The sequence below is a fragment of the Streptomyces sp. NPDC127068 genome (genome assembly GCF_042724695.1).
Taxonomy (GTDB): domain Bacteria; phylum Actinomycetota; class Actinomycetes; order Streptomycetales; family Streptomycetaceae; genus Streptomyces.
This window is the reverse complement of the sequence record NZ_JBHXEN010000029.1, coordinates 1-22,090: the sequence shown is the minus strand read 5'-3', so window position 1 is coordinate 22,090 and position 22,090 is coordinate 1. Positions and strand designations below refer to the sequence as shown.

Sequence of the window (22,090 nt, the reverse complement as noted above, 5' to 3'; positions counted from 1 at the left end):
GATGCTACCGAGCCCACCACGCCCCCAGGACCCGCTCCCGTCGAGCGTGAAACGGATCACCCATTCGAGGGAGGGATCACGGGTTGGCGGTTGCGGAACCGCGGCAGCCCGTTTCGGCCACCGTGCGGGGAATCAGCCGTTCGGAGCAGCCGGACGGATCTGCTCGGTACGGGACTTCTCTACGGGGAAGGTCGATCCGAAGGGGCCGTGTCCGGGAAGCGCGGCCCCGGGAACGCCTCAGCGCAGACGCGCCACGCGCCACACCGCGAGCACGACCACCACGCTGACCACGACGACGTACAGGGCGATGATCCGCCAGTCGACCCGTCGGCCCGAGCCGCGCTGCGGGAGCCCGGGCCAGGTGGCGCCGGCGCGACGGGCGGCCATCATGCCCCACCCGGCGGCGCAGGAGCAGATCAGCAGCCCCAGCATGGCGACGACCGCGCCGCCGTCCCCGAACTCGAAGGCGAGGGGGAAGGCGAACATCAGCGAGCCGAGCGTGCCGAGGCCGACGATGGGGGCGAGCTGCCACAGCCGCAGCTTGCGCTGGGGACGCAGCTCCACCTCCACCTCGACGCCGGAGTCGAGGTCCTGGGGGGCCAGTCCGTCCACGGTGCCGGGCTCGGCCGTCGCGTCGGGGCCGTCGGAGGTGAGCCCGTCGACGGCGGGCGCGGGCACGTGCGGCAGCCGGGCCGCGTCGTCAGGTCCGTCCCGCTGTTCTTCTGGCGCGGTGTTTCGTCGAGGGCCGGCCTCCATCGCCACGCGCCCTCCCACTCCGGACTCCACTGGTCGATCGTCGCTCGATGATGGCACGGCACCGGGGGCCACGATGACGGGCGGGGCGTCCCGATGCCATCACGTGATCAGGCTGTGACCGCTCGTTCGAGCAACGCCAGCGCCCGTTGCGGGAGTTCCCCGTGGTCCGACGCGGCGCCACTGAGCCAATGCACCCGGGGGTCGCGGCGGAACCACGAGTCCTGACGGCGCGCGAAGCGTTTGGTGGCGCGTACGGTCTCGTCGCGTGCTTCCTGATCGCTGCACTCCCCGGCGAGCGCCGCGAGGACCTGCTGGTAGCCCAGCGCACGCGAGGCGGTGCGGCCGTCGCGCAGACCGTGTTCCGCCAGGGCGCGCACCTCGTCCACGAGGCCGGCGTCCCACATCCGGTCCACGCGTGCGGAGATGCGCCCGTCGAGCTCGGCGCGGGGGACGTCGACCCCGATCTGCACGGTGTCGTAGACCGAGTCGTGACCGGGGAGGTTGGCGGTGAAGGGCTTGCCCGTGATCTCGATCACTTCGAGGGCCCGGACGATCCGGCGCCCGTTGCTCGGGAGGATCGCGCGACCCGCCGGCGGGTCGGCCGCGGCCAGCCGGGCGTGCAGGGCGCCGGAGCCGCGCAGGGCGAGTTCCTCCTCCAGGCGGGCCCGGACGTCCGGGTCGGTGCCGGGGAACTCCAGGTGGTCGATGGCGCCGCGGACGTACAGCCCGGAGCCGCCGACGAGGACCGGCCAGCGGCCGGCGGCGAGCAGCCGGTCGATCTCGGCACGGGCCAGTCGCTGGTACTCGGCGACGCTCGCGGTCACCGTGACGTCCCAGATGTCCAACAGCCGGTGCGGGACGCCCCCGCGTTCCTCGGGCGTCAGTTTGGCGGTACCGATGTCCATCCCGCGGTAGAGCTGCATCGAGTCGGCGTTGACGACCTCGCCGCCGAGTCGCTGGGCGAGGAAGACGCCCAGATCGGACTTTCCTGCTGCGGTCGGCCCGACGACGGCGATGACCCGCGGCGCGGGGGGTGCGGTACTCACCCCACCAGTCTCGCAAACCTCACGACGCTTCCCGAACGAGTTACGTGACGGGGCGCGTACGACGTCGTTGCCTGTTGCGAGGTCCTGGCGCCGGTGAGCGAGGAACGGGGAACTCTGGCGGCGCAATGGGCCGCACGGGAGCGGCGAGGGATTTCACCAGAACGAGCAGGTTATGGAGCACTTCATGAGCGTTTTCACACGTTTCCTCCGTAAGCCGAAGAAGACGGCCGATCCGGCGGCCTCCGACGCGGCGGACACCGGGACCGCCGCCACGGAGGTCGCCGGGGACGCTCCCGCCGCCGCGGAGTCCGAGCGGGCCGAGGCGGCTCCCGCGGCGGCGGTGACCGAGCGCGGCGCCCCGACCGAGACGGTGGAGATCCCCAAGCAGCAGTCCGCGGAGCGGGCCGCCGACAACGAGGCGGGCGAGGGCGCCCGCAAGTAGGCACGCGTGACCGCCCGGGAGCGTTCCCGGGCGGCGGCGGCACGAGGCTCCCGGGTCCGGTCGGTCCCGGGCGGGGAGGCCGTCAGCTCCAGGAGGCCACGAAGTAGCCCACTCCGTAGGGCGCCGCTTCGTACAGGAGCCGCCCGCTCAGCCGGGCGCCGTCCGCGGCGCCGTCGAGCACCTGCCAGGGGGAGCGCCCGGAGATCATGAGGTCACGCGCGAGATCGGCGTCCAGTGACGGCAGGAACGTCCCGTCGTCCGTCCGGCCGAGGGCACGGGCGAGGTCCGCGTCGACCCGTTCGGCACGCTCGTCCAGGTAGCCGGGTGCCTTGAGGCTCCGGCGGGCGCTGCCGTCCCCCAGTACCAGCAGGGCGACGCGGTCGGCCGCCCCCGCCGTACGGGCGCCGTCCCCGTGGTTGGCCCGGCGGTCGCGGTCGGACCCCGCAGCCAGGCCCCGCACCGGTCCCGTCCAGCCCACCCGGTCGAGCAGCCAGGCGCCGACCGCCAGCGACACCGGCAGGGAGGGCCCCGGGACGGCGGCGTCGGGCTCCGCCCGCCCCAGGCTCACGTCCAGCGGAACGCCGAAGCTGCGGAAGGTGCCGCGCGCGCCCTGCGGGTACCCGATCTGGTCGTGACCCTCGGCGGGGCCGACGGCCACGACCAGATCGGGGCGGGCCGCCAGGACGTCCCGCAGCGCTTCGTCGCACGCCGCGCGCAGACCGTCGAGTTCCGGCGCGGCTCCCGAGGCGACCTCGGGCACGAGCAGGGGCGGACAGGGGCAGACGGCTGCGGCGACAAGCATGATCGGCAGCGTAGCCCCGGCACGGGGGTGACTCCCAGTCCGCCCGGGGCCGGGCGGCTCAGCCGGCGTCGCAGGCGCTGCCGCAGGCACCGCCCGGTGCGGCGGGCAGGGGCTGGGGGACGCCGATGCCGGGCAGGCCGAGCAGGACCCCGGCCGGCTTCGCGGTCTCCTGCGCGTTCCGCTTCTCCCAGGCGTCGCCCGCGCGGGTGCGGCGCACCTTCAGGGTCTCCCCCTCGGCGAGCAGGTGGTGGGGGGCGGCGTAGGTGATCTCCACGGTGACCACGTCACCGGGGCGGACCTCCTCGGCGGGCTTGGTGAAGTGGACCAGGCGGTTGTCGGGGGCGCGGCCGGACAGCCGGTGGGTGGCGCCGTCCTTGCGGCCCTCGCCCTCGGCCACCATCAGGTCGAGGGTGCGGCCGACCTGCGTCTTGTTCTCGTCCCAGGAGATCTCCTCCTGGAGGGCGACCAGGCGCTCGTAGCGGGCCTGCACGACCTCCTTGGGGATCTGGTCGGGCATGTCCGCCGCGGGGGTGCCGGGGCGCTTGGAGTACTGGAAGGTGTACGCCTGCGAGAAGCGGGCCTCGCGGACCGTGTGGAGGGTCTGCTCGAAGTCCTCCTCGGTCTCGCCGGGGAAGCCCACGATGATGTCCGTGGTGATCGAGGCGTGCGGGATGGCCGCGCGGACCTTCTCGATGATGCCCAGGTAGCGCTCCTGGCGGTAGGAGCGGCGCATGGCCTTCAGCACGGTGTCCGAACCGGACTGCAGCGGCATGTGCAGCTGGGGCATGACGTTGGGGGTCTCGGCCATGGCGGCGATCACGTCGTCGGTGAAGTCCCGGGGGTGCGGCGAGGTGAACCGGACGCGTTCCAGTCCCTCGATCGCCCCGCACGCGCGCAGCAGCTTGCTGAACGCCTCGCGGTCGCCGATGTCCGAGCCGTAGGCGTTGACGTTCTGGCCGAGCAGCGTGATCTCCGAGACGCCCTCGCCGACCAGGGCCTCGATCTCGGCGAGGATGTCGCCGGTGCGGCGGTCCTTCTCCTTGCCGCGCAGGGCGGGGACGATGCAGAAGGTGCAGGTGTTGTTGCAGCCGACGGAGATCGAGACCCAGGCCGCGTAGGCGCTCTCGCGGCGCGTCGGCAGCGTGGACGGGAACGCCTCCAGCGACTCGGCGATCTCGACCTGGGCCTCTTCCTGGATGCGGGCCCGTTCCAGCAGCACCGGCAGCTTGCCGATGTTGTGGGTGCCGAAGACGACGTCCACCCAGGGGGCGCGCCGGACGATGGTGTCGCGGTCCTTCTGGGCCAGACAGCCGCCCACCGCGATCTGCATGCCCGGGCGCTTCGTCTTCATCGGGGCGAGTCGGCCGAGGTTGCCGTAGAGGCGGTTGTCGGCGTTCTCCCGGACCGCGCAGGTGTTGAAGACGACGACGTCGGCGTCGCCGTCGGAGCCCTCGGGGGCCCGGACGTAGCCGGCGCCCTCCAGCAGCCCCGACAGCCGTTCGGAGTCGTGGACGTTCATCTGGCACCCGTAGGTGCGCACTTCGTACGTTTTCAATCCGTCCACTGTTCCGCCAGCCACGTCGTTACCGCTCACCCGTCCAGGGTAAGCGCTCCGCCCCCACGCCCCTGGCCGCCCCGACCACCAGGCCACCCCGACCGTCAGGGCGCCCCGATAGGGGCGCGGGGAACTGCGCGAGCAACCCCCACCCACCCGCAGGGGACAACGAACCCCCGGGAGGCCCCCCGCGGACCGACCGCGATCAATCGCGAACGTAGTCGCGCAACGCCGCCGGCTTCAGCCCCGCCGCATCAGCCGCGGCAAGCACCCGAGTCAGATCCTTCGCGAGGTTCGGCGTGAAGTGCAGCAGGACGATGTCACCGCGGCGCAGATCGGGCGTGGCGGGTGCCGTACCCCAGTCGGTCTGGTCGTGCGTCCAGGTGACCACCGCCTTGGAACCGCAGGCACGGGCGGCGACCCGGGTGTCCCCGTTCAGCGCCCCGAAGGGCGGGCGGGTCAGCCGGGGCTCGGCTCCGAAAGCGGCCAGGTGACGGTTGCGGGCCCCGCAGAGCTCGGCGCGCTGGCCCGCCGCGTCGAGGGTGGTCAGGTCGGGGTGGGTGACGCTGTGGTTCTCCAGGCGGGACGGCCCGTGGTCGAGCAGCTTGCGGTAGTAGGCGGCGTCCCACGAGTACGCGTCCGGCAGCACGAACAGGGACGCGGGCACCTGGCGGTCCAGGAGGATCTTGGCGGCCTCCGGGTCGTGGTACCAGCCGTCGTCGATGGTGAGGAAGACGACGGGGTCCCGGGTGTCGACCCGGTTGATGACCGGCGCGGGCGGGGGCCAGGCCGCGGCGGTCGCCCCGGCGGCGGGCGCGGCGACGGCCTGGGTCGGCGCGGTGGGGCCCGCCAGGGCCAGGGCGGCGAGGAGCGGGGCGAGGACGGCGAGTGCTGCTCGGGGTCTCGGCATGGCCCGCATCATTGGTCCAGTCCAACGGTGGTGTCAATGGTCCGTATCCCGGCGGGAGTTGCCGGGGCGCGCCCGGGAACGCCCGGGACGGCCGCCCGGCCGGCGGGTCCCGGGGGACCACCCCGACTTTGAGTAGGCGTACTCATCCGCCACCCCGACCGGCGCGCATAACCTCGGCCCGGTGGAACGGACGGCGCGGGAGGCGACATGAAGTGGCGGCGGGCATGCGGGGCACCGGTCGCGGTGGCCCTGGCGGTACTGGTGAGCGGCTGCGTGACGTCCACCCGTGAGGACCGCGGGCGGGCCCAGGAGTTGGCCGAGGAGGTGTACCCGGGGGAGCTGACCGTGATCGGCTCGCGTTCCCTCTTCCCCGCCGACGACGGCTCCGAGGTCACCTTCGCCGTCAAGGACGACCCGGACGCGGTGGTGCGGCTGCGCATCGACGACGAGAAGGGCACCTGCGACCGCCGCTCGGCGTGCGAGCCCGCGCTGCGGGCGGCCCGGGAGAAGGCGGAGGCCGAAGCGGGATCGTGGCGGGCCCTCCGACAGGAGTTCGCGCGCTGCGACTTCGACGTGCTCGGCGTCAAGCCCCACGGCGGCACCCTCACCGAGCCGTGGATCGCGACCGAGGTGAACGACGGGAACGTCGACGTGCTGCTCCTCAAGATCGGCACCTGTCTGGAGCAGTACGGGCAGCTGGTCCCCCAGCCGGCCGCCACCCCCTCCCCCGGCGCGTCGCCGGGGGCCCCGCGGGCCGCGGTGCCCCCGGCGACGATCACGGTCAACATCGTCGACCCCTCGGTGGTCGGGGACCTCCCGCAGGGCAGGAAGGACCGGCCCACCCTGGTCGGCAAGACCTCGACCGAGCTGTACGCGGCCCTGTCCCGGCGCACGTACCACGCCGCGGCCTACCGGTGGGCCGACAGCGGCATCGAACCACGGCCCGAGTACGCCCGCCTGGTCATGCCGTTCGAGGAGAAGCAGGAGTTCCTGGCGACGGTGCACACCCACGTCACCGGCTGGCTCAGGCCCTACGAGCCGGACGCCGTGGTCTCCGACTACGGCGGCGTCTGGCGTCTGGTCGAGGGGCGCGCGGACCGGTTGGAGGGCTACGTCAAGTACTGCGACGAGCCCCGCGGCGAGCGGCCGGCCTGCGCCGGCGACCACACGCTGCACGTCACCACCGACCTGTCGGGACGGCTCGTCGGGGAACCGGTGGGCACCAGGAAGCTGAGCGCCGACGGCGGCCCGGGCGGCTCGTCGCCGGCCGCCTGACCCTGGCCAGTACCGCGGTGACCTGGCAGGATCGCGCCATGCTCCCCGCTCTGCCCCGCATCGACCGTCGCCGTGCCCTCCGCGGCGGCGCGGTGTCGCTCGTCGTGCTCGGTCTGCTGCTGTGGTGGGTGCTCCCGCTGGACGAGGAGACGCCGAGCGGCCGGGTCACGGTGAGCACCGGAGTGCACTCCGGCGTCTACGAACGCTACGGCCGGCTGCTGAAGGCCGCGCTGAAGGAGGACGCGCCGGGCCTGGACGTCCAGCTGAAGCCGAGTGAGGGTTCCCAGCAGAACGTGCAGCGGCTCGCCACCGGGACCGCCGACTTCACGGTGGCCGCCGCCGACGCCGTGGAGGAGTACCGGCTCGCCGGACGCCCCGGCGCGAACCGGCTCCAGGGCTGCGCGCGGCTGTACGACGACTACGTGCAGCTGGTCGTCCCGCGCTCCTCGTCGGTGCTCACGGCCGAGCAACTGCGGGGCAAGCGGGTGGCCGTGGGGCAGGTGGGGTCGGGGGTGCGACTGATAGCGGACCGGGTGCTGACGGCCGCGGGGCTCGACCCCCGGCGCGACATCGAGCCGGTGTCCATCGGCATCGACACGATGACCAGCGCGCTGAAGGCCGACGACATCGACGCCTTCTTCTGGTCCGGCGGTCTGCCCACCGCCTCGGTGCGGGAGCTCTCGGAGGAGTTCGACATCCGCTTCGTGGAGCTGGGCGACCTGGTGGACGCCCTCCACGACCAGGGCGGGGCCTCGCGCTACTACCGGGCGTCCGTGATGCCCGCCGACGTCTACCCCTCGGCCCAGCAGGGGGCGACGGTGTCCACCCTGGCGGTGGCGAACCTGCTCGTCACCACGGATCGCAGCAGCAACGAACTGACCGAGCTGCTCACCCGTACCGTGATAGACAGCCGAGACCACATAGGTAGCCGTGTCCACGCCGCGCAACTGGTCGACCTACGCACGGCCTTGTACACGGACCCCCTGTCGCTGCATGAGGGCGCCCGCAACTATTACCGCTCTGTGAAGCCGTGACGGCACCGGGTGCTCGGTCCTTGCGCACGGAGCGCGACCGCCCTCGGGGGCAGCGGCCCCGGACGGTCACTCCTCCCGGGCCCGGGGCACGCTGACCGTCACCCGCAGCCCGGCCGGCTCGCGCCGGGCGTAGGCGATCGTGCCGCCGCCCGGGGCCAACAGAGCCCGCGAGATGGACAGCCCGAGCCCCGAACCCTTGACGTTCTGGTGCTGGGCGCTGCGCCAGAACCGGTCCCCCACCCGGCCCAGTTCCTCGTCGGTGAGTCCGGGCCCGGCGTCGCACACCTCGATCCGCGAGCGGGCCCCGGCAGCGGCGACCGTGACCGCGACCTCGGCGCCCGGGGGCGAGAACTTCAGCGCGTTGTCGATGACCGCGTCCAGCACGCTGGACAGGGCGATCGGGTCCGCCCACGCGGTGAGCGCGGGCGTCCGCTGCCGCAGCCGGACCCCCTTGTCCTCGGCGAGGGGCCGCCACGCCTCGGCCCGCTCGGCGGTCAGCGCGCCCACGTCGACCAGCCTGAGGTTCGCCTCGGCGTGCTCGGCCAGCGCCAGGTCCAGCAGATCGTCGAGGACCTGCGCGAGCCGCTTCCCCTCGGTGCGCACCGAGGCCACCTCGGCATTGCCCTCCGGTAGCTCCAGGGCGAGCAGCTCGATGCGCAGCAACAGCGCGGCCAGCGGGTTGCGCAGCTGGTGGGAGGCGTCGGCGACGAACGCGCGCTGCTGCTCCAGCACGGTCTCCACGTGGTCGGCCATCTCGTTGAACGAGCCCGCCAGTCGCCGCAGTTCCGGCGGTCCGCCCGAGGAGGCGACCCGGGAGGTGAGCCGGCCGGTGGCGATGTCGTGGGTGGTGGCGTCGAGGATGCGCACGGGGCGCAGCACCCAGCCGGTCAGCCGCAGCGCCGCCCCCACCGCGACGAGCATCGCGGCGGCCTCCCCCGCGGCGATGAACAGCCAGCCGCGCAGGGTCTTGGCGCGCATCTGCTCGGTCGGCGAGTCGGTGACCACGACCGCGAGGACGTCCCCGTCCCGGATGACCGGCGAGGCCACCACGAGCCGGCCGTCCTGCCACGGCCACACCTGGTCGGGGTCGTGCCCCGGGCGCGACAGCAGGGCCTCCTGGAACGCGTCGCGGACGTCCCCCCGGTCGGGGAGCTCCCAACTGGCCGGTGCGTTGGCCATCGCCCCGTCGTCGCGGTAGAAGACGCCCGCCCGGATGCCGTACACCTGGTGGTAGCGGGAGAGTTCCTGTTGCAGGGTCTCCCGCCGCTCGTCGGTGGTCGACACCCGCGAGCCGGAACTGCGGGCGGTCACGAACTGGGCCAGCGAGGCGAACCGGGCGGTGTCGTCGATCCGGTCGATGACGACCGTCTGCTGGTGCTGTGCCGCCACGCTCGCCCCCAGCGGGAAGCCGAGGGCGAGCAGCACCCCGGCCATGAGGACGATGAGCAGCGGAAGGAGACGTGCGCGCACCCGCGGCCTCTACGGCACCGGGGCGACGAGCCGGTAGCCCACGCCCCGCACGGTCTCTATCAGGGCGGGCATGCGCAGCTTGGAGCGCAGCGACGCCACGTGCACCTCCAGGGTGCGCCCCGTGCCCTCCCAGCTGGTGCGCCACACCTCGCTGATGATCTGCTCGCGGCGGAACACCACCCCGGGGCGCTGCGCGAGGAGGGCCAACAGGTCGAACTCCTTGCGGGTGAGCGGCACCGGGACCCCGTCGACGGTGACCCGCCGGTTGGGCAGCTCGATGCGCACCGGGCCGAGTGCGAGGTCGTCGGTCACGGGCGCCGCCTCGTCGGGGACGGTGCGCCGGCTGACGGCGTGGATGCGGGCGAGGAGTTCCCCGGTGTCGTACGGCTTCACCACGTAGTCGTCGGCACCGAGGTTGAGGCCGTGTATCCGGGACCGCACGTCGGACCGGGCGGTGACCATGATGACCGGGACGGCGCTGCGCTTGCGGATCTTGCCGCAGACCTCGTAGCCGTCCTGGTCGGGCAGTCCCAGGTCGAGCAGGACCACCGCGAACGGCGGCTTGCCGGGCGCCGTGTCGGGCAGCAGGGCGCGCAGCGCTTCCTCGCCGCTGCGGGCGTGCACGACGCTGATGCCGTGCCGGGCCAGGATCGCGGACAGCGCGGCGGCGACGTGGTCGTCGTCCTCCACGAGGAGGAGTCTCATGCCGGCTCCCTCCGGTTCGTGGCATGCGTGGCGCTCCGTGGGCGCGGGGCGCGCACAGGTGCTCCACAGCATCCATGCGGATCGGAAAGGACCACGTCAAGGGGCATGGGACGCCGCACTCCGACCGTTACGTACCCGGTACGCGGCCCCGCACTCCCCCTCACGAAGAGTGAGTATCGGCTATCAGATCGTTATGCTCAAGTTCCGCTCAGATGTACTGACGATGGCATTGACGCATCACTACTGTCCTCACAACCGAGGAGGACGGAGGGATGGCCGATGACTGAAGTTTCGGTGACCAAGGACGCCGTACCCGCGGCCGAGGACCTGGTCGTACTGAAGGACGTGAACAAGCACTTCGGCGCCCTGCACGTGCTCCAGGACATCGATCTGACCATCGCCCGCGGTGAGGTCGTCGTGGTGATCGGCCCGTCCGGCTCGGGCAAGTCGACGCTGTGCCGGACGATCAACCGGCTGGAGGCCGTCGACTCGGGCGACATCACCATCGACGGACGCCCGTTGCCCCAGGAGGGCCGCGAACTCGCCCGGCTGCGCGCCGATGTCGGCATGGTCTTCCAGTCGTTCAACCTGTTCGCCCACAAGACCGTGTTGGAGAACGTGGTACTGGGCCAGACGAAGGTCCGCAAGACCGACCGGAAGACGGCGGAGGACAAGGCGCGCACGCTCCTCGACCGCGTCGGCGTCGGCAGCCAGGCGGACAAGTACCCGGCGCAGCTGTCGGGCGGTCAGCAGCAACGCGTCGCCATCGCCCGGGCGTTGGCGATGGACCCCAAGGTGATGCTCTTCGACGAGCCCACCTCGGCCCTCGACCCGGAGATGATCAACGAGGTGCTGGAGGTCATGCAGCAGCTCGCCCGCGACGGCATGACCATGGTCGTCGTCACCCACGAGATGGGCTTCGCCCGCTCCGCGGCCAACCGGGTCGTCTTCATGGCCGACGGCCGCATCGTCGAACAGGCCACCCCGGAGCAGTTCTTCAACAACCCGCGCAGCGACCGCGCCAAGGACTTCCTGTCGAAGATCCTGCACCACTGAGGGCGCGGCGCCACCCGGGCCGGCTCCTCGGGAGCGACGGCCCGTTCCGCGGTACCCGCCCGTCCGGGCGCAGCGCTCCCGCGCGGCGACCCGCCCCGCCGACGGCGCGGGTCCACCGACCCCGTCGATCCCGCCGACCCGAAGGATCTCCCATGAAGCTCCGCCAGTCCGCCGCCGTGGCGGCGATCGCCGTGCTCGCGCTCACCGCCACCGCCTGCGGCGGTGAATCCGGGAACGCCGGCGACAAGCCCGGCGGCGGCGCCGAGGGCAAGGACGCCCCGAAGCTGCCCACGTACGTGGTGGCCAAGGACGTCTCCCTCGACTCCCCCGTCCTCAAGAAGGCCCAGTCGGCCGGCAAGCTGGTCTTCGGCGCCAAGAGCGACCAGCCGTTCCTCGGCTTCGAGGACACCGACGGCAAGCGCTCCGGCTTCGACATCGAGATCGCCAAGATGGTCGCCGCCGACCTGGGCTTCGCCCCGGACAAGCTGGAGTTCAAGACCGTGGACTCCAACGTCCGCGAGACCGCCATCTCCAAGGGCGAGGTCGACCTGTACGTCGGGACGTACACGATCAACGACGAGCGCAAGAAGCAGGTCGGCTTCGCCGGACCGTACTTCCTCGCGGGCGCCGACCTGCTGGTCCGCAAGGACGAGTCGGCCATCACCGGTCCGGACGCCCTCAAGGGCAAGACGGTGTGTTCGATCAAGGGCTCCACCCCGCTCCAGGAGATCAAGAAGCCCAAGTACGGCGCGAAGACGATCGAGCTGTCCAAGTACTCCGAGTGCGTGCAGCAGCTCCTCAACAACGAGGTCGACGCGGTCACCACGGACGACGCCATCCTCAAGGGCTACGCCGCCCAGCGGCCCACCAAGCTCAAGGTGATCGGCAAGCCGTTCACCGAGGAGCCGTACGGCATCGGGATGGACAAGGGCGACAAGGCCCTGCGGGACGCCGTGACGAACGCGCTGGAGGCGCACCAGAAGAGCGGCGACTACAAGAAGGCGTACGAGGCGACGCTCGGCCTGTCCGGCTCCGCCTACGTCGAGCCCCCGGCGCTCGAACGCTACTGACGCCGCTCGCTGACTCGTCGGGCGGCGGCGTCCCACCGCGCCGCCGCCCGACGGCACCGGTCCACCGGCAGCACTCCGGCCGCCCCGGGCCTCCCACGAGGAACCGCCCGGTGGTGGCCCTCCCTGCCCGCCCGCCGCCCACGAGGACGTCCCCGTGAACGTACTGCTCGACCATCTCCCGGAGTTCCGCGAGGGGTTCATCGGCACCATCCTGCTGACGTTGGCCAGCGGACTGCTCGCCCTGGTGCTGGGGGTCATCGTCGCCGGATTCCGGGTCTCCCCGATCCCGCCGCTGCGACTCTTCGGCACGGTCTGGGTGACCCTGTTCCGCAACACCCCCCTGACCCTGCTCTTCCTCGTCGTCTGGTTCGTGGTCCCGGTCATCTTCATGCCCGGACTGAACCCCTGGACGAAGGCGCTGCTGGCGCTGGGCTGCTACACCTCGGCGTTCGTCTGCGAGGCGGTCCGCTCGGGCATCAACACGGTTCCCCTCGGCCAGGCGGAGGCGGCGCGCTCGCTGGGCATGACGTTCTCCCAGACCCTGCGGCTGATCGTGCTCCCGCAGGCCACCCGGACGGTGCTGCCGCCGCTCAGTTCGATCTTCATCGCGTTGACCAAGAACTCCGCCATCGCCGGTGCGTTCAGCGCCACCGAGTTGTTCGGCGTGCAGAAGCTCCTGAGCGACAAGGGCTTCGACATCGCCTGGATCTTCCTGTGGGTGGCCCTCGGCTACCTGATCGTCACCTTCACCATCAGCGGCTTGTTCCGGCTGCTGGAGCGACGCCTGGGGGTCGCCCGATGAGTTCCAGCGTCCTGTACGACACACCGGGCCCGAAGGCCCGGGTGCGCAACCGGCTGTTCACCGTGATCGGTTCGGCGGCCGTGGTCGGTCTGGTCGTGTTCGCGATCTACCGACTGAACGTCAAGGGCCAGTTGGAGCCCGAGGTCTGGAACATCTTCAACAACGCGGGGGTGCGCGCCAGGATCCGCGACGGCCTGCTGAGCACCCTGACGGTGTTCGCCCTCGCGGGCGTGCTGTCGTTGCTCCTCGGGGTGCTCCTCGCGGTGGCCCGGCTCTCCGACCACAAGGCCGTCTCCACCGCGGCCACCTGGTTCATCGAGCTGTTCCGGGCGATCCCGCTGCTGATCACCATCTACGCCCTGTGGGTGCTGTTCCTCTCCAACCGGAGCGAACTCGGGTTCGTCGGCGAGAACAGCGCCTTCTGGGGCCTGGTCATCGGGCTCACCGTCTACAACGGCTCGGTCCAGGCGGAGGTGCTGCGCGCGGGCATCAACGCGGTGCCCCGCGGACAGGTGGAGGCCGCGTACGCGCTGGGCCTGCGCAAGTCGCAGGTGATGGTGATGCTCCAACTGCCGCAGGCGATCCGTTCGATGCTGCCGTCGATCATCAGCCAGCTGGTGGTGACCCTGAAGGACACCTCCCTCGGTTACGTGATCCTCTTCCCGGAACTCCTCTACGAGGCCCGGCAGATGGCCAGCACCATCATCGTGAACGACGAGAACCCGATCACCCCGATCGTGATCGTCGTGGGCACCATCTACGTCGCGCTCTGCCTGGCCCTGTCCTCGCTGGCGAGTTGGATCGAGAAGCGGGGCAGCCGGGCCAAGACCGGCCCGCAGATCACGCCCGCCGGCGGACAGCTGGCCGACGGGGCCGTCCCCGGGCCGACGACCGGCAGCGGCACGGGGACCGCCGCGGCGAACAAGGTCGATCTGCCCTGAGCGCACTGCGGGCGCCCCGGCCGCCACGGTGACACCGTGCGTCCCCGGGCGGTCTGGGCGCGTGCCGGTCGGTCGCGTACCGTGGGCCCCTGACGTCGTGCGACCCGCGCGTTGGGCCATGGAGGCAGTGGGGTCATCGCCACTGCCTCCGTCACTTGACGCAAGCACCGGCAATGGGTTGCATACGTTCTGTGATCGTGCACCCCGTTCCTTCGTTCCGCCTCAGTACGTCCCGTACACCTGACCTGACGTCGCGGACTCCACTCCGGGCAGGGGGCGCCACTCCGTGGACCCGGTGATCGTTGTCGGAGCGGGCCCCGTGGGGCTCACGCTCGCCCTCGCCCTCGCCCGGTCCGGCGTCCCGAGCGTCCTCCTCGACGAAGGCCCCGGCAAGGAGGAACCGCGCCCGGCGCGCACCGCGGTGCTGCACGACGACACGGTGCGGTGGGTCGAGCAACTGATCGGCGCGTCCTTCACCGAAGCGGGCACCGGAACCCGCTGGACCGGCTGGCGGGCCCTGCGCCGCAAGCAGTCCGTCCAGCAACTCGCCTTCGATCACACCGCCCCCTCGCCGCTCCACCTCGCACAGCACGCCCTGACGGGTGCGCTGCGCGAGGCGATCGACGGGCAGCCCCTCGTCAAGGTCGCCGTGGACAGCCGGGTGGACGGCGTCGAACAGGACGGATCAGGGCTGACCGTGCACACCCGTGGCCCCAAGGGCACCTGGTGGCGCGGAAGTTATCTGGTGGGCTGCGACGGCCCCCGGTCCACGGTCCGCAAGCTCCTCGACGTCCGCTTCCCCGGCCGCACCGCCGTCGAACGCCATGCGGTGGCCACCCTGCGCACCGAACTCCCCCACCCCGGCGAGGCGTTGGTGCACCGAATGCCACCGTGGCGGCTGTCGGGCACCGAAGTGACCGGCCGCCCCCTGCCCGACGGATCGTGGCGCCTGGACTGGCTGTTGCCCCCGAAGAACGAGCTGGTCACCCCGGACGCCCTGGTCGCCCGGGTGCACGAGACCCTGACCGGCTGGAACGGCGGCAGCGCACCCGCCTACGAACTCGTCGACACCGGGGTCCACACCGTCCACCACCGGCTCGCCCGCAGATGGCGGGTCGGCCGGGCGTTCCTCGCGGGGGACGCCGCGCATCTGCTCGGTGCCCTCGGCACCCAGGGACTGGACGAGGGCCTGCGGGACGCGAACAACCTCGCCTGGAAGCTCGCCCACGCCTGGCACCACGGACCCGCCGACGGCCTGCTCGCCAGCTACCAGACCGAACGCCGCGCCGTGGTCGCCGCCCGGCTGCGCGCCGCCGACCAGGCGCTGCCCCTGCTGCGCGGCGGGGGCGGGCTGCGGTCCTACGTGCCCGGGGCCGCCCGGGGGCACGACGCCCTGCTCACGGACGGCCACCTGGGGCGCGGTGCGCTGGGTGCGCCCGGCACGTACGCGGGCTCGCCCCTCACTCCCGCGCCGTCCCCGTCGGCGGCCCCGGTGGGCACGGCTGCGGGCGAACCGGTGGCCGACGTGGTGGTGACCGCCGAGGACGGCACCTTCGTGCAGCTCCGGGACCGGCTGGGGCTCGGTCACCTGGTGGTGCTGCTGGTCGCACCGGGCACCGGCGTCTGGGAACGACGGCACTGGGCGAGCGCGGGCCTCATGCCCCGGCTCACGGCCGCCGTGTCCGCGCTCCCTTGCCGGGCCGAACTCCTCGTCACGGAGTCCTATCTCGACGCGGCGGCCCACACCGTGCTCCTCGTCCGTCCGGACGGGCATCTGGCGGCCACCTTCAACGGGGTGCAGCCGGTCGAGTTGTACGCGGCGGCGGACGCGGTGCTGGGCGGGGCCGAGCAGCCGGCGGAGGCCGCCGACCCGGCGTGAGCACTGGCCGCCGCGGGGCGTGAGCAGCGGTCGTCGGGGCGGGGGCGCACGCCGGAGCAGGAGTGCTCAGGACGGCCACCGGGCGCCCGCGGGGGCTGCTCCCAGGGGGAACGTCCGCCCCGTGACACTCGGTTGACCACCTCCCGGCACCGTGGTCTACTCCGGAACGTGACCGACACCGATGTGCGCCTGTGGCGGAGGGTCCACATGGACCTGGTCCGCTATGCGGGCTGCGTGTGTCGCTGGTCCTGACTTTCGCCCCCTCCTCACCGCCCCTCCGCCGTTCGGTCCGGTTCCGTACGCAGGCACGTCCTCGTGCGCTGCGTCCCGTCGACGGCGGGCGGGTGGTTCCCGCGAACCTTCAGGACGGCACCGTGTCCCCTTCCGCGCCCGTAGCCCCCTCCCCGTTCTCCGCCCCGTCCCCGCGGACGCCGATGCAGGCGGAACTCCTCGACTTCGTCCGCCGCGCCGCCGCGGACGAGGACCTCGTCGCTTCCCTCCCCCTCGACCCCGAGGGCCGCACCTGGGTGCGGCTCGAAGGCCCCGGCGGCAGCGAAGCCTGGCTCATCGGCTGGCCGCCCGGCACCGGCACCGGCTGGCACGACCACGCCGAATCCGTCGGCGCCTTCCTCACCGCCCGCGGTGAACTGCGGGAACACTCCGTCAGTGCCCGACTGCCCACCGAGGGCTGGCTCACCCTCGAACTCAGCGAGGGCCTCGACCGCACGCGGCGGCTGACCGCGGGGAAGGGGCGCTCGTTCGGACGGCACCACGTGCACGAGGTGCTGAACGAGTCACCGACCGAACACGCCGTCTCCGTGCACGCCTACTACCCGCCGTTGCCCCGGATCAGGCGGTACAGCCGCTCGGGACGGGTGATGCGGCTGGAGCACGTCGAACTCCCGGAGGACTGGCAGTGAGCGACGCGAACAGCACGACCGGCGCGGTGTCGGTGGACGTGCACCTGGAACGGGTCCGCTCCGGTCTCGACCGGCTCGCCCCCGAGGACGCGCACACCGCCGCCGAGGCGGGTGACGCCCTCCTGGTCGACATCCGGTACGCCGCCCTCCGGGACCGGGACGGTCTGATCCCGGGGGCCCTGGTGGTGGAACGCAACGAGTTGGAGTGGCGCCTCGATCCGCTCGGCAGCCATCGTGCGGCCGAGGCGACCGGCCACGACCTGCGGGTGGTGGTGGTCTGCAACGAGGGGTACGCATCGAGCCTGGCCGCCGAGTCGCTGCACCGGCTCGGGCTGCGGCGGGCGACCGACCTGGTGGGCGGCTTCCAGGCGTGGCGCGCCGCGGGGCTGCCCGTCACCGGCCCGGCGGAGCAGCGGACGGCCGCACCGGACGGCGGCTGACACACCCGACGGCCATCGGCCCGGGGCGGCGACCTCCCGCCCCGGGCCGATGGCGTGCCCGGGAACCTCGGCCGGTCAGTCGTTCTCCTCGGGCCCCTGGGGCAGCGCGGGTCCCGTGCCGTGCGGGAGCAGCAGCGCCGCATCCGCGTGGAGCGTGAGGTGCACCGGGACGAGGTGGGCGGCGTCCAAGGGCGGGTCCCCGGTGCCGGAACCGCGGGCGTACCGGGGGTGGGCACCCCCGCTGATCTGCCAGCGCAGGCGGTGCCCGACGGCGAAGCGGTGAGCCGTGGCGCTCATCGGGACGGTGATCCGTGCGGGCTCCTCACCCGTCGTGCGCAGTCGCCCGAGCCCGTCGCAGACGTTGACGGAACGGCCCTGCGGGTCCACGTCGCACAGGCGCGTGAAGACGTCGGCGTGGCCGGTGTCGGTGGCGACGCTCAGCCGGGCGGAGACCGGTCCGTAGATCTCCACGGGTTCGGTCAGCGGCGGCCCGGTGAAGGTCAGTACGTCCTCGCGGTCCTCCAACCGGCCGTTGTCCCGGGCGCCCGCGGTACGGGAGAGCAGCGGGCCGCCCAGGGACGGGGTGGGCTCGGCGGGGTCGTAGCGGAACGAGGTCAGCGGGAGGGGTTCGGTGGGGGCCTGGCGGGTGAGGTGCCCGTCCCGGGTGGGGAACCACGCGGTGGTGGACGGGTCGGCGGGCCATGCGTCGAGGTCGCGCCAGTCGTCCGCACCGCCGAGGTGCACGCGCACCCCGGTGGGACGCAGACCGGAGCGGTCTGCGTACAGGTGGGCGCGCAGCCAGGCCAGGGTTTCGGTGAACACCTCGGACCAGCCCTGTTGCAGGGCGGAGGTGTGGGTCCAGGGGCCGACGAGCAGGGCCGTCTCGCAGCCGGCCCGACGCAGTCGCGCGTACTGCTCGAAGGTCTGGTCGACCAGTACGTCGTGCCATCCGGTGATCAGGCTGGTCGGCACGGTCTGCCGCTCCGCCGCCGATGCCAGCGACGCGCCGTCCCAGTACGGGTCCGCGGCGTCCGGATGCGTCAACGCCCCGTCCAGCCAGGGCGTTTCACCCCCGAGGGCGGGTGCGTACGATCCGCGCAGCGGCCGGGTGCCGGTGACCTGGCGCAGTCGGCGCGCCAGACGCAGGGTGGCCTTGAGGAGCGCGCCCGCCCCCTGGTGCTGGTAGGTCATCCCGACCCCGACGGCGAGGGCGTTCTCCAGACGGAGCGCGCCGTCCCGGGTGTGGAACAGGGCGTGGGGATCGTGCAGTCCCACCTGGATCGCCATCGCCTTCAGCTCCGGCGGCGGGTCCAGGGCGAGGGCCCATTGGACGTAGCCGAGGTAGCTGGGGCCGACCGTGCCCAACCGGCCGGTGAACCAGGGCTGTTCGCGTAGCCAGGCCACCGCGGCCTGTGCGTCGGCCGCCTCGTTGCGCCACAGGTCGAACTCACCGCCCGAGCCTCCGGTGCCGCGGCAGCTCTGGATGACCACGTGGAATCCCTGTTCGGCGAAGAGCAGGCCGTACTGGGGGGACCAGGGAACGCCCCGGCCGTAGGGCGAGCGCACCAGGAGGGTGGGGAAGTCGCCCGGGGCCCGCGGGAAGTAGTGGTCGGTGAGCAACGGGCTGCCGTCGGCGGCCGGCACCGCGAGGCCGGGCTGCCATCCGACGGAGTACCGCTTGACCGGGAGTCGGCGCCAGGTCGACCGCATCGCCCGGGCGGACAGCGGCGGCTTGCCCGAGGGCGGTGACCAGGTCGGTTCGGACCGGGGGTTGCGCGTGCGTGACGCCATCGTGGTTCCCCTCGCTACTTTTAGTACGTTGTACGAGAATAGAGGATGCTTGGATGGCGCACACAGGGCGGGCCCGTACGGGGCACCGAGCGCACAGCGGAGAAGAGGGGTATCGAGATCGTGACCCGTGAGGAAGGGCCCGGCGCCACGGGCTTCGACCCCCAGCGCCTCTGGCTCGCATCCGACCGTCCCCGCAAGGGTCGCCCTCCCGCCTACAGTCGTGCGGCGATCACCGCCGCCGCCGTCGCCCTCGCGGACGCCGAGGGGCTGGAGGCGGTCACCATGCGACGGGTGGCGGCAGAGGTCGGAGCGGGCGTGATGTCGCTCTACAGCTACGCCCCCGACAAGGAGACGCTGCTGGAGCTGATGGTCGACCAGGTCAGCGGGGAACTACCGACCGGGGGCACGCCCTCCGGGCACTGGCGCGCCGAGGCGAAGGCCATCGCGCACGTGCAGCGCGCCCTGATGCTGCGGCACCCCTGGCTGCCGGTCGCCCTGTCCAGCCGTCGGACCCCGGGGCCGAACACCTTGGCCTTCCTGGAGTACGCACTCGCCGCCCTGCGGCCGTCCGGCCTGGACGGTGCGACGAGGGTGGAGGTCTTCGCCCAGCTCACCGCGTTCGTGACCGGGCACGTGACGTACGAGATCGCGCAGGCCGCGGCCTCGCGGTCCCTCGACCGGACCGCGGCCGAAGCCCGCTACCTCGCCGTCGTCGCCGCGGACGGTCACCACCCGGAACTCGCCGAAGCGCTCGCCGCTCCCCAGCGGCCCGTCACCCCCGAAGCCACCTTCGACCGGTTCCTCAACCGGCTGATCGACGGCCTCGGCGCCCCTGATCACGACGCCGGCACCCCCTGACCCGGATGCGCGCGGCTCGCCGGCCGGAGCGCGCCCGGGGTCACTCCCCGTAACCCGGGTCCCACTCCTCCGGGTCCTCGCCCTCTTCCGCCAGGGCCGCCCGGACCACCCGTAGCGCCAGGCCCTCGGAGTAGCCCTTGCGTGCGAGCATGCCCGCGAGGCGGCGCAGCCGTTTGTCGCGGTCCAGCCCGCGGGTGGCGCGGAGTTTGCGGGCCACCAGCTCGCGGGCGGTGGCTTCCTCCTGCTCGGGATCGAGTTGTGCCACGGCCTCGTCGATCACGGTGGAGTCGACGCCCTTGGTCCGCAGCTCACGGGCGAGCGCACGGCGGGCGAGGCCCCGGCCGTGGTGCCGGGACTCCACCCAGGCGTCCGCATAGGCACCGTCGTTGATCAGGCCCACTTCTTCGAAGCGGGTCAGCACCTCCTCGGCGACCTCGTCGGGGATCTCCCGCTTGCGCAGGGCGTCCGCGAGTTGCTTGCGGGTGCGGGGGGTCCCGGTGAGCAGACGCAGACAGATCGCGCGCGCCTGCTCGGCCGGGTCCCGGGGCGGCTCCCCCTGCTCGGCCCTCGACGAGGAGGGGGAGCCGCTGTCGTGGTGGCCGCGACGGCCTCGCCGCCGGGAGGCACGGCCGTGTTCCCCCTCGGCCGGGTCCCCCGGGGCGGCGCGTCCGGGGCGGCCCGCCCCGGACCTCCCGTCGCCGGCCTCGCCCCACCGGCCTTCCCGCTCCGCGGGGCGGAGGGGGGAGTCCTCGGGGTCCGGCCACTCGGTTCGCCGTGTCACGGGCTAGCTCTTGGCCGCCGTGGCCTTGGCCTTGGTGGTCTTGGCCGTCGGCGCGGGGACCGTCTTGGTCTCCTCGGCGGGCGCGGTGACGGCCGCGTCCGCCCCCGGCTCACCGGCCGGGACCTCCAGCTTCACTCCGACGCCGAGCTTCTCCTTGATCTTCCGCTCGATCTCATTGGCCAGATCGGGGTTGTCCTTGAGGAAGTTGCGCGCGTTCTCCTTGCCCTGGCCGAGCTGGTCGCCCTCGTAGGTGTACCAAGCGCCGGCCTTGCGGACGAAGCCGTGCTCCACGCCCATGTCGATCAGCCCGCCCTCACGGCTGATGCCCTGGCCGTAGAGGATGTCGAACTCGGCCTGCTTGAACGGCGGCGCGACCTTGTTCTTGACGACCTTGCAGCGGGTGCGGTTGCCCACCGCGTCGGTGCCGTCCTTGAGGGTCTCGATGCGACGGATGTCGATGCGGACCGAGGCGTAGAACTTCAGGGCGCGGCCACCGGTCGTCGTCTCCGGGGAGCCGAACATCACGCCGATCTTCTCGCGGAGCTGGTTGATGAAGATCGCCGTGGTCTTGGACTGGTTGAGCGCGCTGGTGATCTTCCGGAGGGCCTGGCTCATCAGTCGGGCCTGGAGGCCCACGTGCGAGTCGCCCATCTCGCCCTCGATCTCCGCGCGCGGCACGAGCGCCGCGACGGAGTCGATGACGATGAGGTCGAGGGCACCGGAACGGATGAGCATGTCCGTGATTTCCAGGGCCTGCTCACCGTTGTCCGGCTGGGACAGGATGAGGTTGTCGATGTCGACGCCGAGCTTCTTGGCGTACTCGGGGTCGAGGGCGTGCTCCGCGTCGATGAAGGCGACCTGACCGCCGGCCTTCTGCGCGTTGGCCACGGCGTGGAGGGTGAGGGTCGTCTTGCCGGAGGACTCCGGACCGTAGACCTCCACCACGCGTCCGCGCGGCAGTCCGCCGACCCCAAGGGCGACGTCGAGGGCGGTCGACCCGGTGGGGATGACCTCGATGGGCTCGTTCGGCCGCTCGCCCAGGCGCATCACCGCGCCCTTGCCGAATTGTCGTTCGATCTGTGCGAGCGCGGCGTCCAACGCCTTCTCGCGGTCGGTTCCTGCCATGGGTTCCACCCGATTTGCTTGAGTCGATCGCTTCACGTCAAAGACGCTAACGCCTGCCACTGACAACGCGCCCCGACGCCGGTCCGACCTGTGGATAACTCCGGCGACCACGGCCTCCGAGGACATCGCCGAGGACCACCCGGCGGCCCTGGAAACCGCCCCGCAGCCGCCCCGAAACCGCCCGGGAACCCCGGCGATCGGGGCGGGGAGCCGGTCGGCCACGCGCTTCGGACCACCCCCATCAGAATGGATGTTCGATTTTGGTGTCAAGCGCACCACGCGGCACCACCGAGCCTACGTCGCACCCCCGGAACACCCCCGGAACACCCCCGGAACACCCCCGGAACACCCCTGGCGCGCCCGGACACGCCCCGACAAGCCCAGGCGCGCCCCGACACGCGCGGGGGCGGTGGTCGGAGCCCTCCCGACCAC

Annotated in this window: 22 protein-coding genes; 12 read left to right on the top strand and 10 right to left on the bottom strand. The window is 72.4% G+C overall.

The features are described 5' to 3' along the window. Positions 1-237 precede the first annotated feature (237 nt). Positions 238-756, bottom strand: a complete 519-nt coding sequence (locus ACFWIA_RS19465) for a hypothetical protein (RefSeq protein ID WP_387006721.1) — start codon at positions 754-756, stop codon at positions 238-240. Positions 757-863: 107 nt separating this feature from the next. Next, the gene (gene miaA / locus ACFWIA_RS19460) at positions 864-1,802 is read right to left on the bottom strand and encodes a tRNA (adenosine(37)-N6)-dimethylallyltransferase MiaA (protein WP_387006567.1); all 939 of its coding nucleotides are present in this window, start codon (positions 1,800-1,802) and stop codon (positions 864-866) included. A gap of 184 nt (positions 1,803-1,986) precedes the next feature. Between miaA and ACFWIA_RS19455 the strand changes: the two genes are divergently transcribed. After that, a complete protein-coding gene (locus ACFWIA_RS19455; RefSeq protein ID WP_387006564.1) occupies positions 1,987-2,244 on the top strand; it encodes a hypothetical protein in 258 nt (85 codons plus the stop codon). Between the two features lie 82 nt (positions 2,245-2,326). Here the strand turns inward: ACFWIA_RS19455 and ACFWIA_RS19450 are convergent, their stop codons facing one another. From ACFWIA_RS19450 to ACFWIA_RS19440, 3 genes are all read right to left on the bottom strand, one after another. After that, positions 2,327-3,046 carry a class III extradiol dioxygenase subunit B-like domain-containing protein gene (locus ACFWIA_RS19450; protein WP_387006562.1) on the bottom strand — a complete coding sequence of 240 codons (720 nt, stop codon included), beginning with the start codon at positions 3,044-3,046 and terminating at the stop codon, positions 2,327-2,329. Between the two features lie 58 nt (positions 3,047-3,104). Beyond that, a complete protein-coding gene (gene miaB / locus ACFWIA_RS19445; protein ID WP_387006719.1) occupies positions 3,105-4,565 on the bottom strand; it encodes a tRNA (N6-isopentenyl adenosine(37)-C2)-methylthiotransferase MiaB in 1,461 nt (486 codons plus the stop codon). Positions 4,566-4,806: 241 nt separating this feature from the next. After that, positions 4,807-5,511, bottom strand: a complete 705-nt coding sequence (locus ACFWIA_RS19440) for a polysaccharide deacetylase family protein (protein ID WP_387006559.1) — start codon at positions 5,509-5,511, stop codon at positions 4,807-4,809. Positions 5,512-5,718: 207 nt separating this feature from the next. On the opposite strand from ACFWIA_RS19440, the gene ACFWIA_RS19435 reads away from it, so the two are divergent. After that, the gene (locus ACFWIA_RS19435) at positions 5,719-6,786 is read left to right on the top strand and encodes an SCO7460 family lipoprotein (RefSeq protein WP_387006556.1); all 1,068 of its coding nucleotides are present in this window, start codon (positions 5,719-5,721) and stop codon (positions 6,784-6,786) included. Between the two features lie 38 nt (positions 6,787-6,824). Next, the gene (locus ACFWIA_RS19430) at positions 6,825-7,820 is read left to right on the top strand and encodes a TAXI family TRAP transporter solute-binding subunit (RefSeq protein ID WP_387006553.1); all 996 of its coding nucleotides are present in this window, start codon (positions 6,825-6,827) and stop codon (positions 7,818-7,820) included. Positions 7,821-7,886: 66 nt separating this feature from the next. Here ACFWIA_RS19430 and ACFWIA_RS19425 read toward each other — a convergent pair whose 3' ends face one another. Together ACFWIA_RS19425 and ACFWIA_RS19420 are read right to left on the bottom strand one after the other, a co-directional pair. Then, a complete protein-coding gene (locus ACFWIA_RS19425; RefSeq protein ID WP_387006550.1) occupies positions 7,887-9,290 on the bottom strand; it encodes an ATP-binding protein in 1,404 nt (467 codons plus the stop codon). Between the two features lie 9 nt (positions 9,291-9,299). Continuing rightward, positions 9,300-9,995 (bottom strand): response regulator transcription factor, encoded by a 696-nt coding sequence (locus ACFWIA_RS19420; RefSeq protein ID WP_387006547.1) that lies wholly within the window; start codon positions 9,993-9,995, stop codon positions 9,300-9,302. A 279-nt stretch (positions 9,996-10,274) separates the two neighbouring features. Here ACFWIA_RS19420 and ACFWIA_RS19415 point away from each other — a divergent pair, with 279 nt between their 5' ends. From ACFWIA_RS19415 to ACFWIA_RS19380, 8 genes are all read left to right on the top strand, one after another. Next, positions 10,275-11,051 (top strand): amino acid ABC transporter ATP-binding protein, encoded by a 777-nt coding sequence (locus tag ACFWIA_RS19415; protein ID WP_387006544.1) that lies wholly within the window; start codon positions 10,275-10,277, stop codon positions 11,049-11,051. Between the two features lie 152 nt (positions 11,052-11,203). Further along, the gene (locus tag ACFWIA_RS19410) at positions 11,204-12,121 is read left to right on the top strand and encodes a glutamate ABC transporter substrate-binding protein (RefSeq protein WP_387006541.1); all 918 of its coding nucleotides are present in this window, start codon (positions 11,204-11,206) and stop codon (positions 12,119-12,121) included. 154 nt (positions 12,122-12,275) lie between these two features. After that, a complete protein-coding gene (locus ACFWIA_RS19405) occupies positions 12,276-12,923 on the top strand; it encodes an amino acid ABC transporter permease (RefSeq protein WP_385488615.1) in 648 nt (215 codons plus the stop codon). Beyond that, entirely contained in the window at positions 12,920-13,864 is a 945-nt protein-coding gene (locus ACFWIA_RS19400) for an amino acid ABC transporter permease (RefSeq protein WP_387006537.1), read from the top strand. The genes ACFWIA_RS19405 and ACFWIA_RS19400 overlap by 4 nt, the downstream gene beginning before the upstream one ends. A gap of 286 nt (positions 13,865-14,150) precedes the next feature. Then, positions 14,151-15,743, top strand: a complete 1,593-nt coding sequence (locus ACFWIA_RS19395) for an FAD-dependent monooxygenase (protein WP_387006534.1) — start codon at positions 14,151-14,153, stop codon at positions 15,741-15,743. Between the two features lie 168 nt (positions 15,744-15,911). Further along, complete coding sequence (locus ACFWIA_RS19390; RefSeq protein ID WP_387006716.1) at positions 15,912-15,995, top strand: putative leader peptide; 84 nt, start codon at positions 15,912-15,914, stop codon at positions 15,993-15,995. Positions 15,996-16,117: 122 nt separating this feature from the next. Then, on the top strand, positions 16,118-16,663 hold the full coding sequence (locus tag ACFWIA_RS19385; RefSeq protein ID WP_387006531.1) for a cysteine dioxygenase: 546 nt from the start codon (positions 16,118-16,120) through the stop codon (positions 16,661-16,663). Next, on the top strand, positions 16,660-17,103 hold the full coding sequence (locus tag ACFWIA_RS19380; protein WP_387006529.1) for a rhodanese-like domain-containing protein: 444 nt from the start codon (positions 16,660-16,662) through the stop codon (positions 17,101-17,103). The genes ACFWIA_RS19385 and ACFWIA_RS19380 overlap by 4 nt, the downstream gene beginning before the upstream one ends. Before the next feature lie 75 nt (positions 17,104-17,178). Here ACFWIA_RS19380 and ACFWIA_RS19375 read toward each other — a convergent pair whose 3' ends face one another. Beyond that, positions 17,179-18,813, bottom strand: a complete 1,635-nt coding sequence (locus tag ACFWIA_RS19375) for a CocE/NonD family hydrolase (RefSeq protein WP_387006713.1) — start codon at positions 18,811-18,813, stop codon at positions 17,179-17,181. Between the two features lie 201 nt (positions 18,814-19,014). On the opposite strand from ACFWIA_RS19375, the gene ACFWIA_RS19370 reads away from it, so the two are divergent. Continuing rightward, positions 19,015-19,752 (top strand): TetR/AcrR family transcriptional regulator, encoded by a 738-nt coding sequence (locus ACFWIA_RS19370; protein WP_387006526.1) that lies wholly within the window; start codon positions 19,015-19,017, stop codon positions 19,750-19,752. A gap of 40 nt (positions 19,753-19,792) precedes the next feature. Here ACFWIA_RS19370 and recX read toward each other — a convergent pair whose 3' ends face one another. Then, complete coding sequence (recX, locus tag ACFWIA_RS19365; RefSeq protein ID WP_387006523.1) at positions 19,793-20,533, bottom strand: recombination regulator RecX; 741 nt, start codon at positions 20,531-20,533, stop codon at positions 19,793-19,795. 3 nt (positions 20,534-20,536) lie between these two features. After that, complete coding sequence (recA, locus tag ACFWIA_RS19360) at positions 20,537-21,658, bottom strand: recombinase RecA (protein ID WP_385488630.1); 1,122 nt, start codon at positions 21,656-21,658, stop codon at positions 20,537-20,539. Positions 21,659-22,090 lie beyond the last annotated feature (432 nt).

Bases quoted from the DNA above. Each gene is read 5' to 3' on its own strand.
- ACFWIA_RS19465 (WP_387006721.1), bottom strand. From the start codon at position 756: ATGGAGGCCGGCCCTCGACGAAACACCGCGCCAGAAGAACAGCGGGAC.
- ACFWIA_RS19455 (WP_387006564.1), top strand. From the start codon at position 1,987: ATGAGCGTTTTCACACGTTTCCTCCGTAAGCCGAAGAAGACGGCCGAT.
- ACFWIA_RS19450 (WP_387006562.1), bottom strand. From the start codon at position 3,046: ATGCTTGTCGCCGCAGCCGTCTGCCCCTGTCCGCCCCTGCTCGTGCCC.
- miaB (WP_387006719.1), bottom strand. From the start codon at position 4,565: ATGAACGTCCACGACTCCGAACGGCTGTCGGGGCTGCTGGAGGGCGCC.
- ACFWIA_RS19440 (WP_387006559.1), bottom strand. From the start codon at position 5,511: ATGCCGAGACCCCGAGCAGCACTCGCCGTCCTCGCCCCGCTCCTCGCC.
- ACFWIA_RS19435 (WP_387006556.1), top strand. From the start codon at position 5,719: ATGAAGTGGCGGCGGGCATGCGGGGCACCGGTCGCGGTGGCCCTGGCG.
- ACFWIA_RS19430 (WP_387006553.1), top strand. From the start codon at position 6,825: ATGCTCCCCGCTCTGCCCCGCATCGACCGTCGCCGTGCCCTCCGCGGC.
- ACFWIA_RS19420 (WP_387006547.1), bottom strand. From the start codon at position 9,995: ATGAGACTCCTCCTCGTGGAGGACGACGACCACGTCGCCGCCGCGCTG.
- ACFWIA_RS19415 (WP_387006544.1), top strand. From the start codon at position 10,275: ATGACTGAAGTTTCGGTGACCAAGGACGCCGTACCCGCGGCCGAGGAC.
- ACFWIA_RS19410 (WP_387006541.1), top strand. From the start codon at position 11,204: ATGAAGCTCCGCCAGTCCGCCGCCGTGGCGGCGATCGCCGTGCTCGCG.
- ACFWIA_RS19400 (WP_387006537.1), top strand. From the start codon at position 12,920: ATGAGTTCCAGCGTCCTGTACGACACACCGGGCCCGAAGGCCCGGGTG.
- ACFWIA_RS19375 (WP_387006713.1), bottom strand. From the start codon at position 18,813: ATGCGGTCGACCTGGCGCCGACTCCCGGTCAAGCGGTACTCCGTCGGA.
- recA (WP_385488630.1), bottom strand. From the start codon at position 21,658: ATGGCAGGAACCGACCGCGAGAAGGCGTTGGACGCCGCGCTCGCACAG.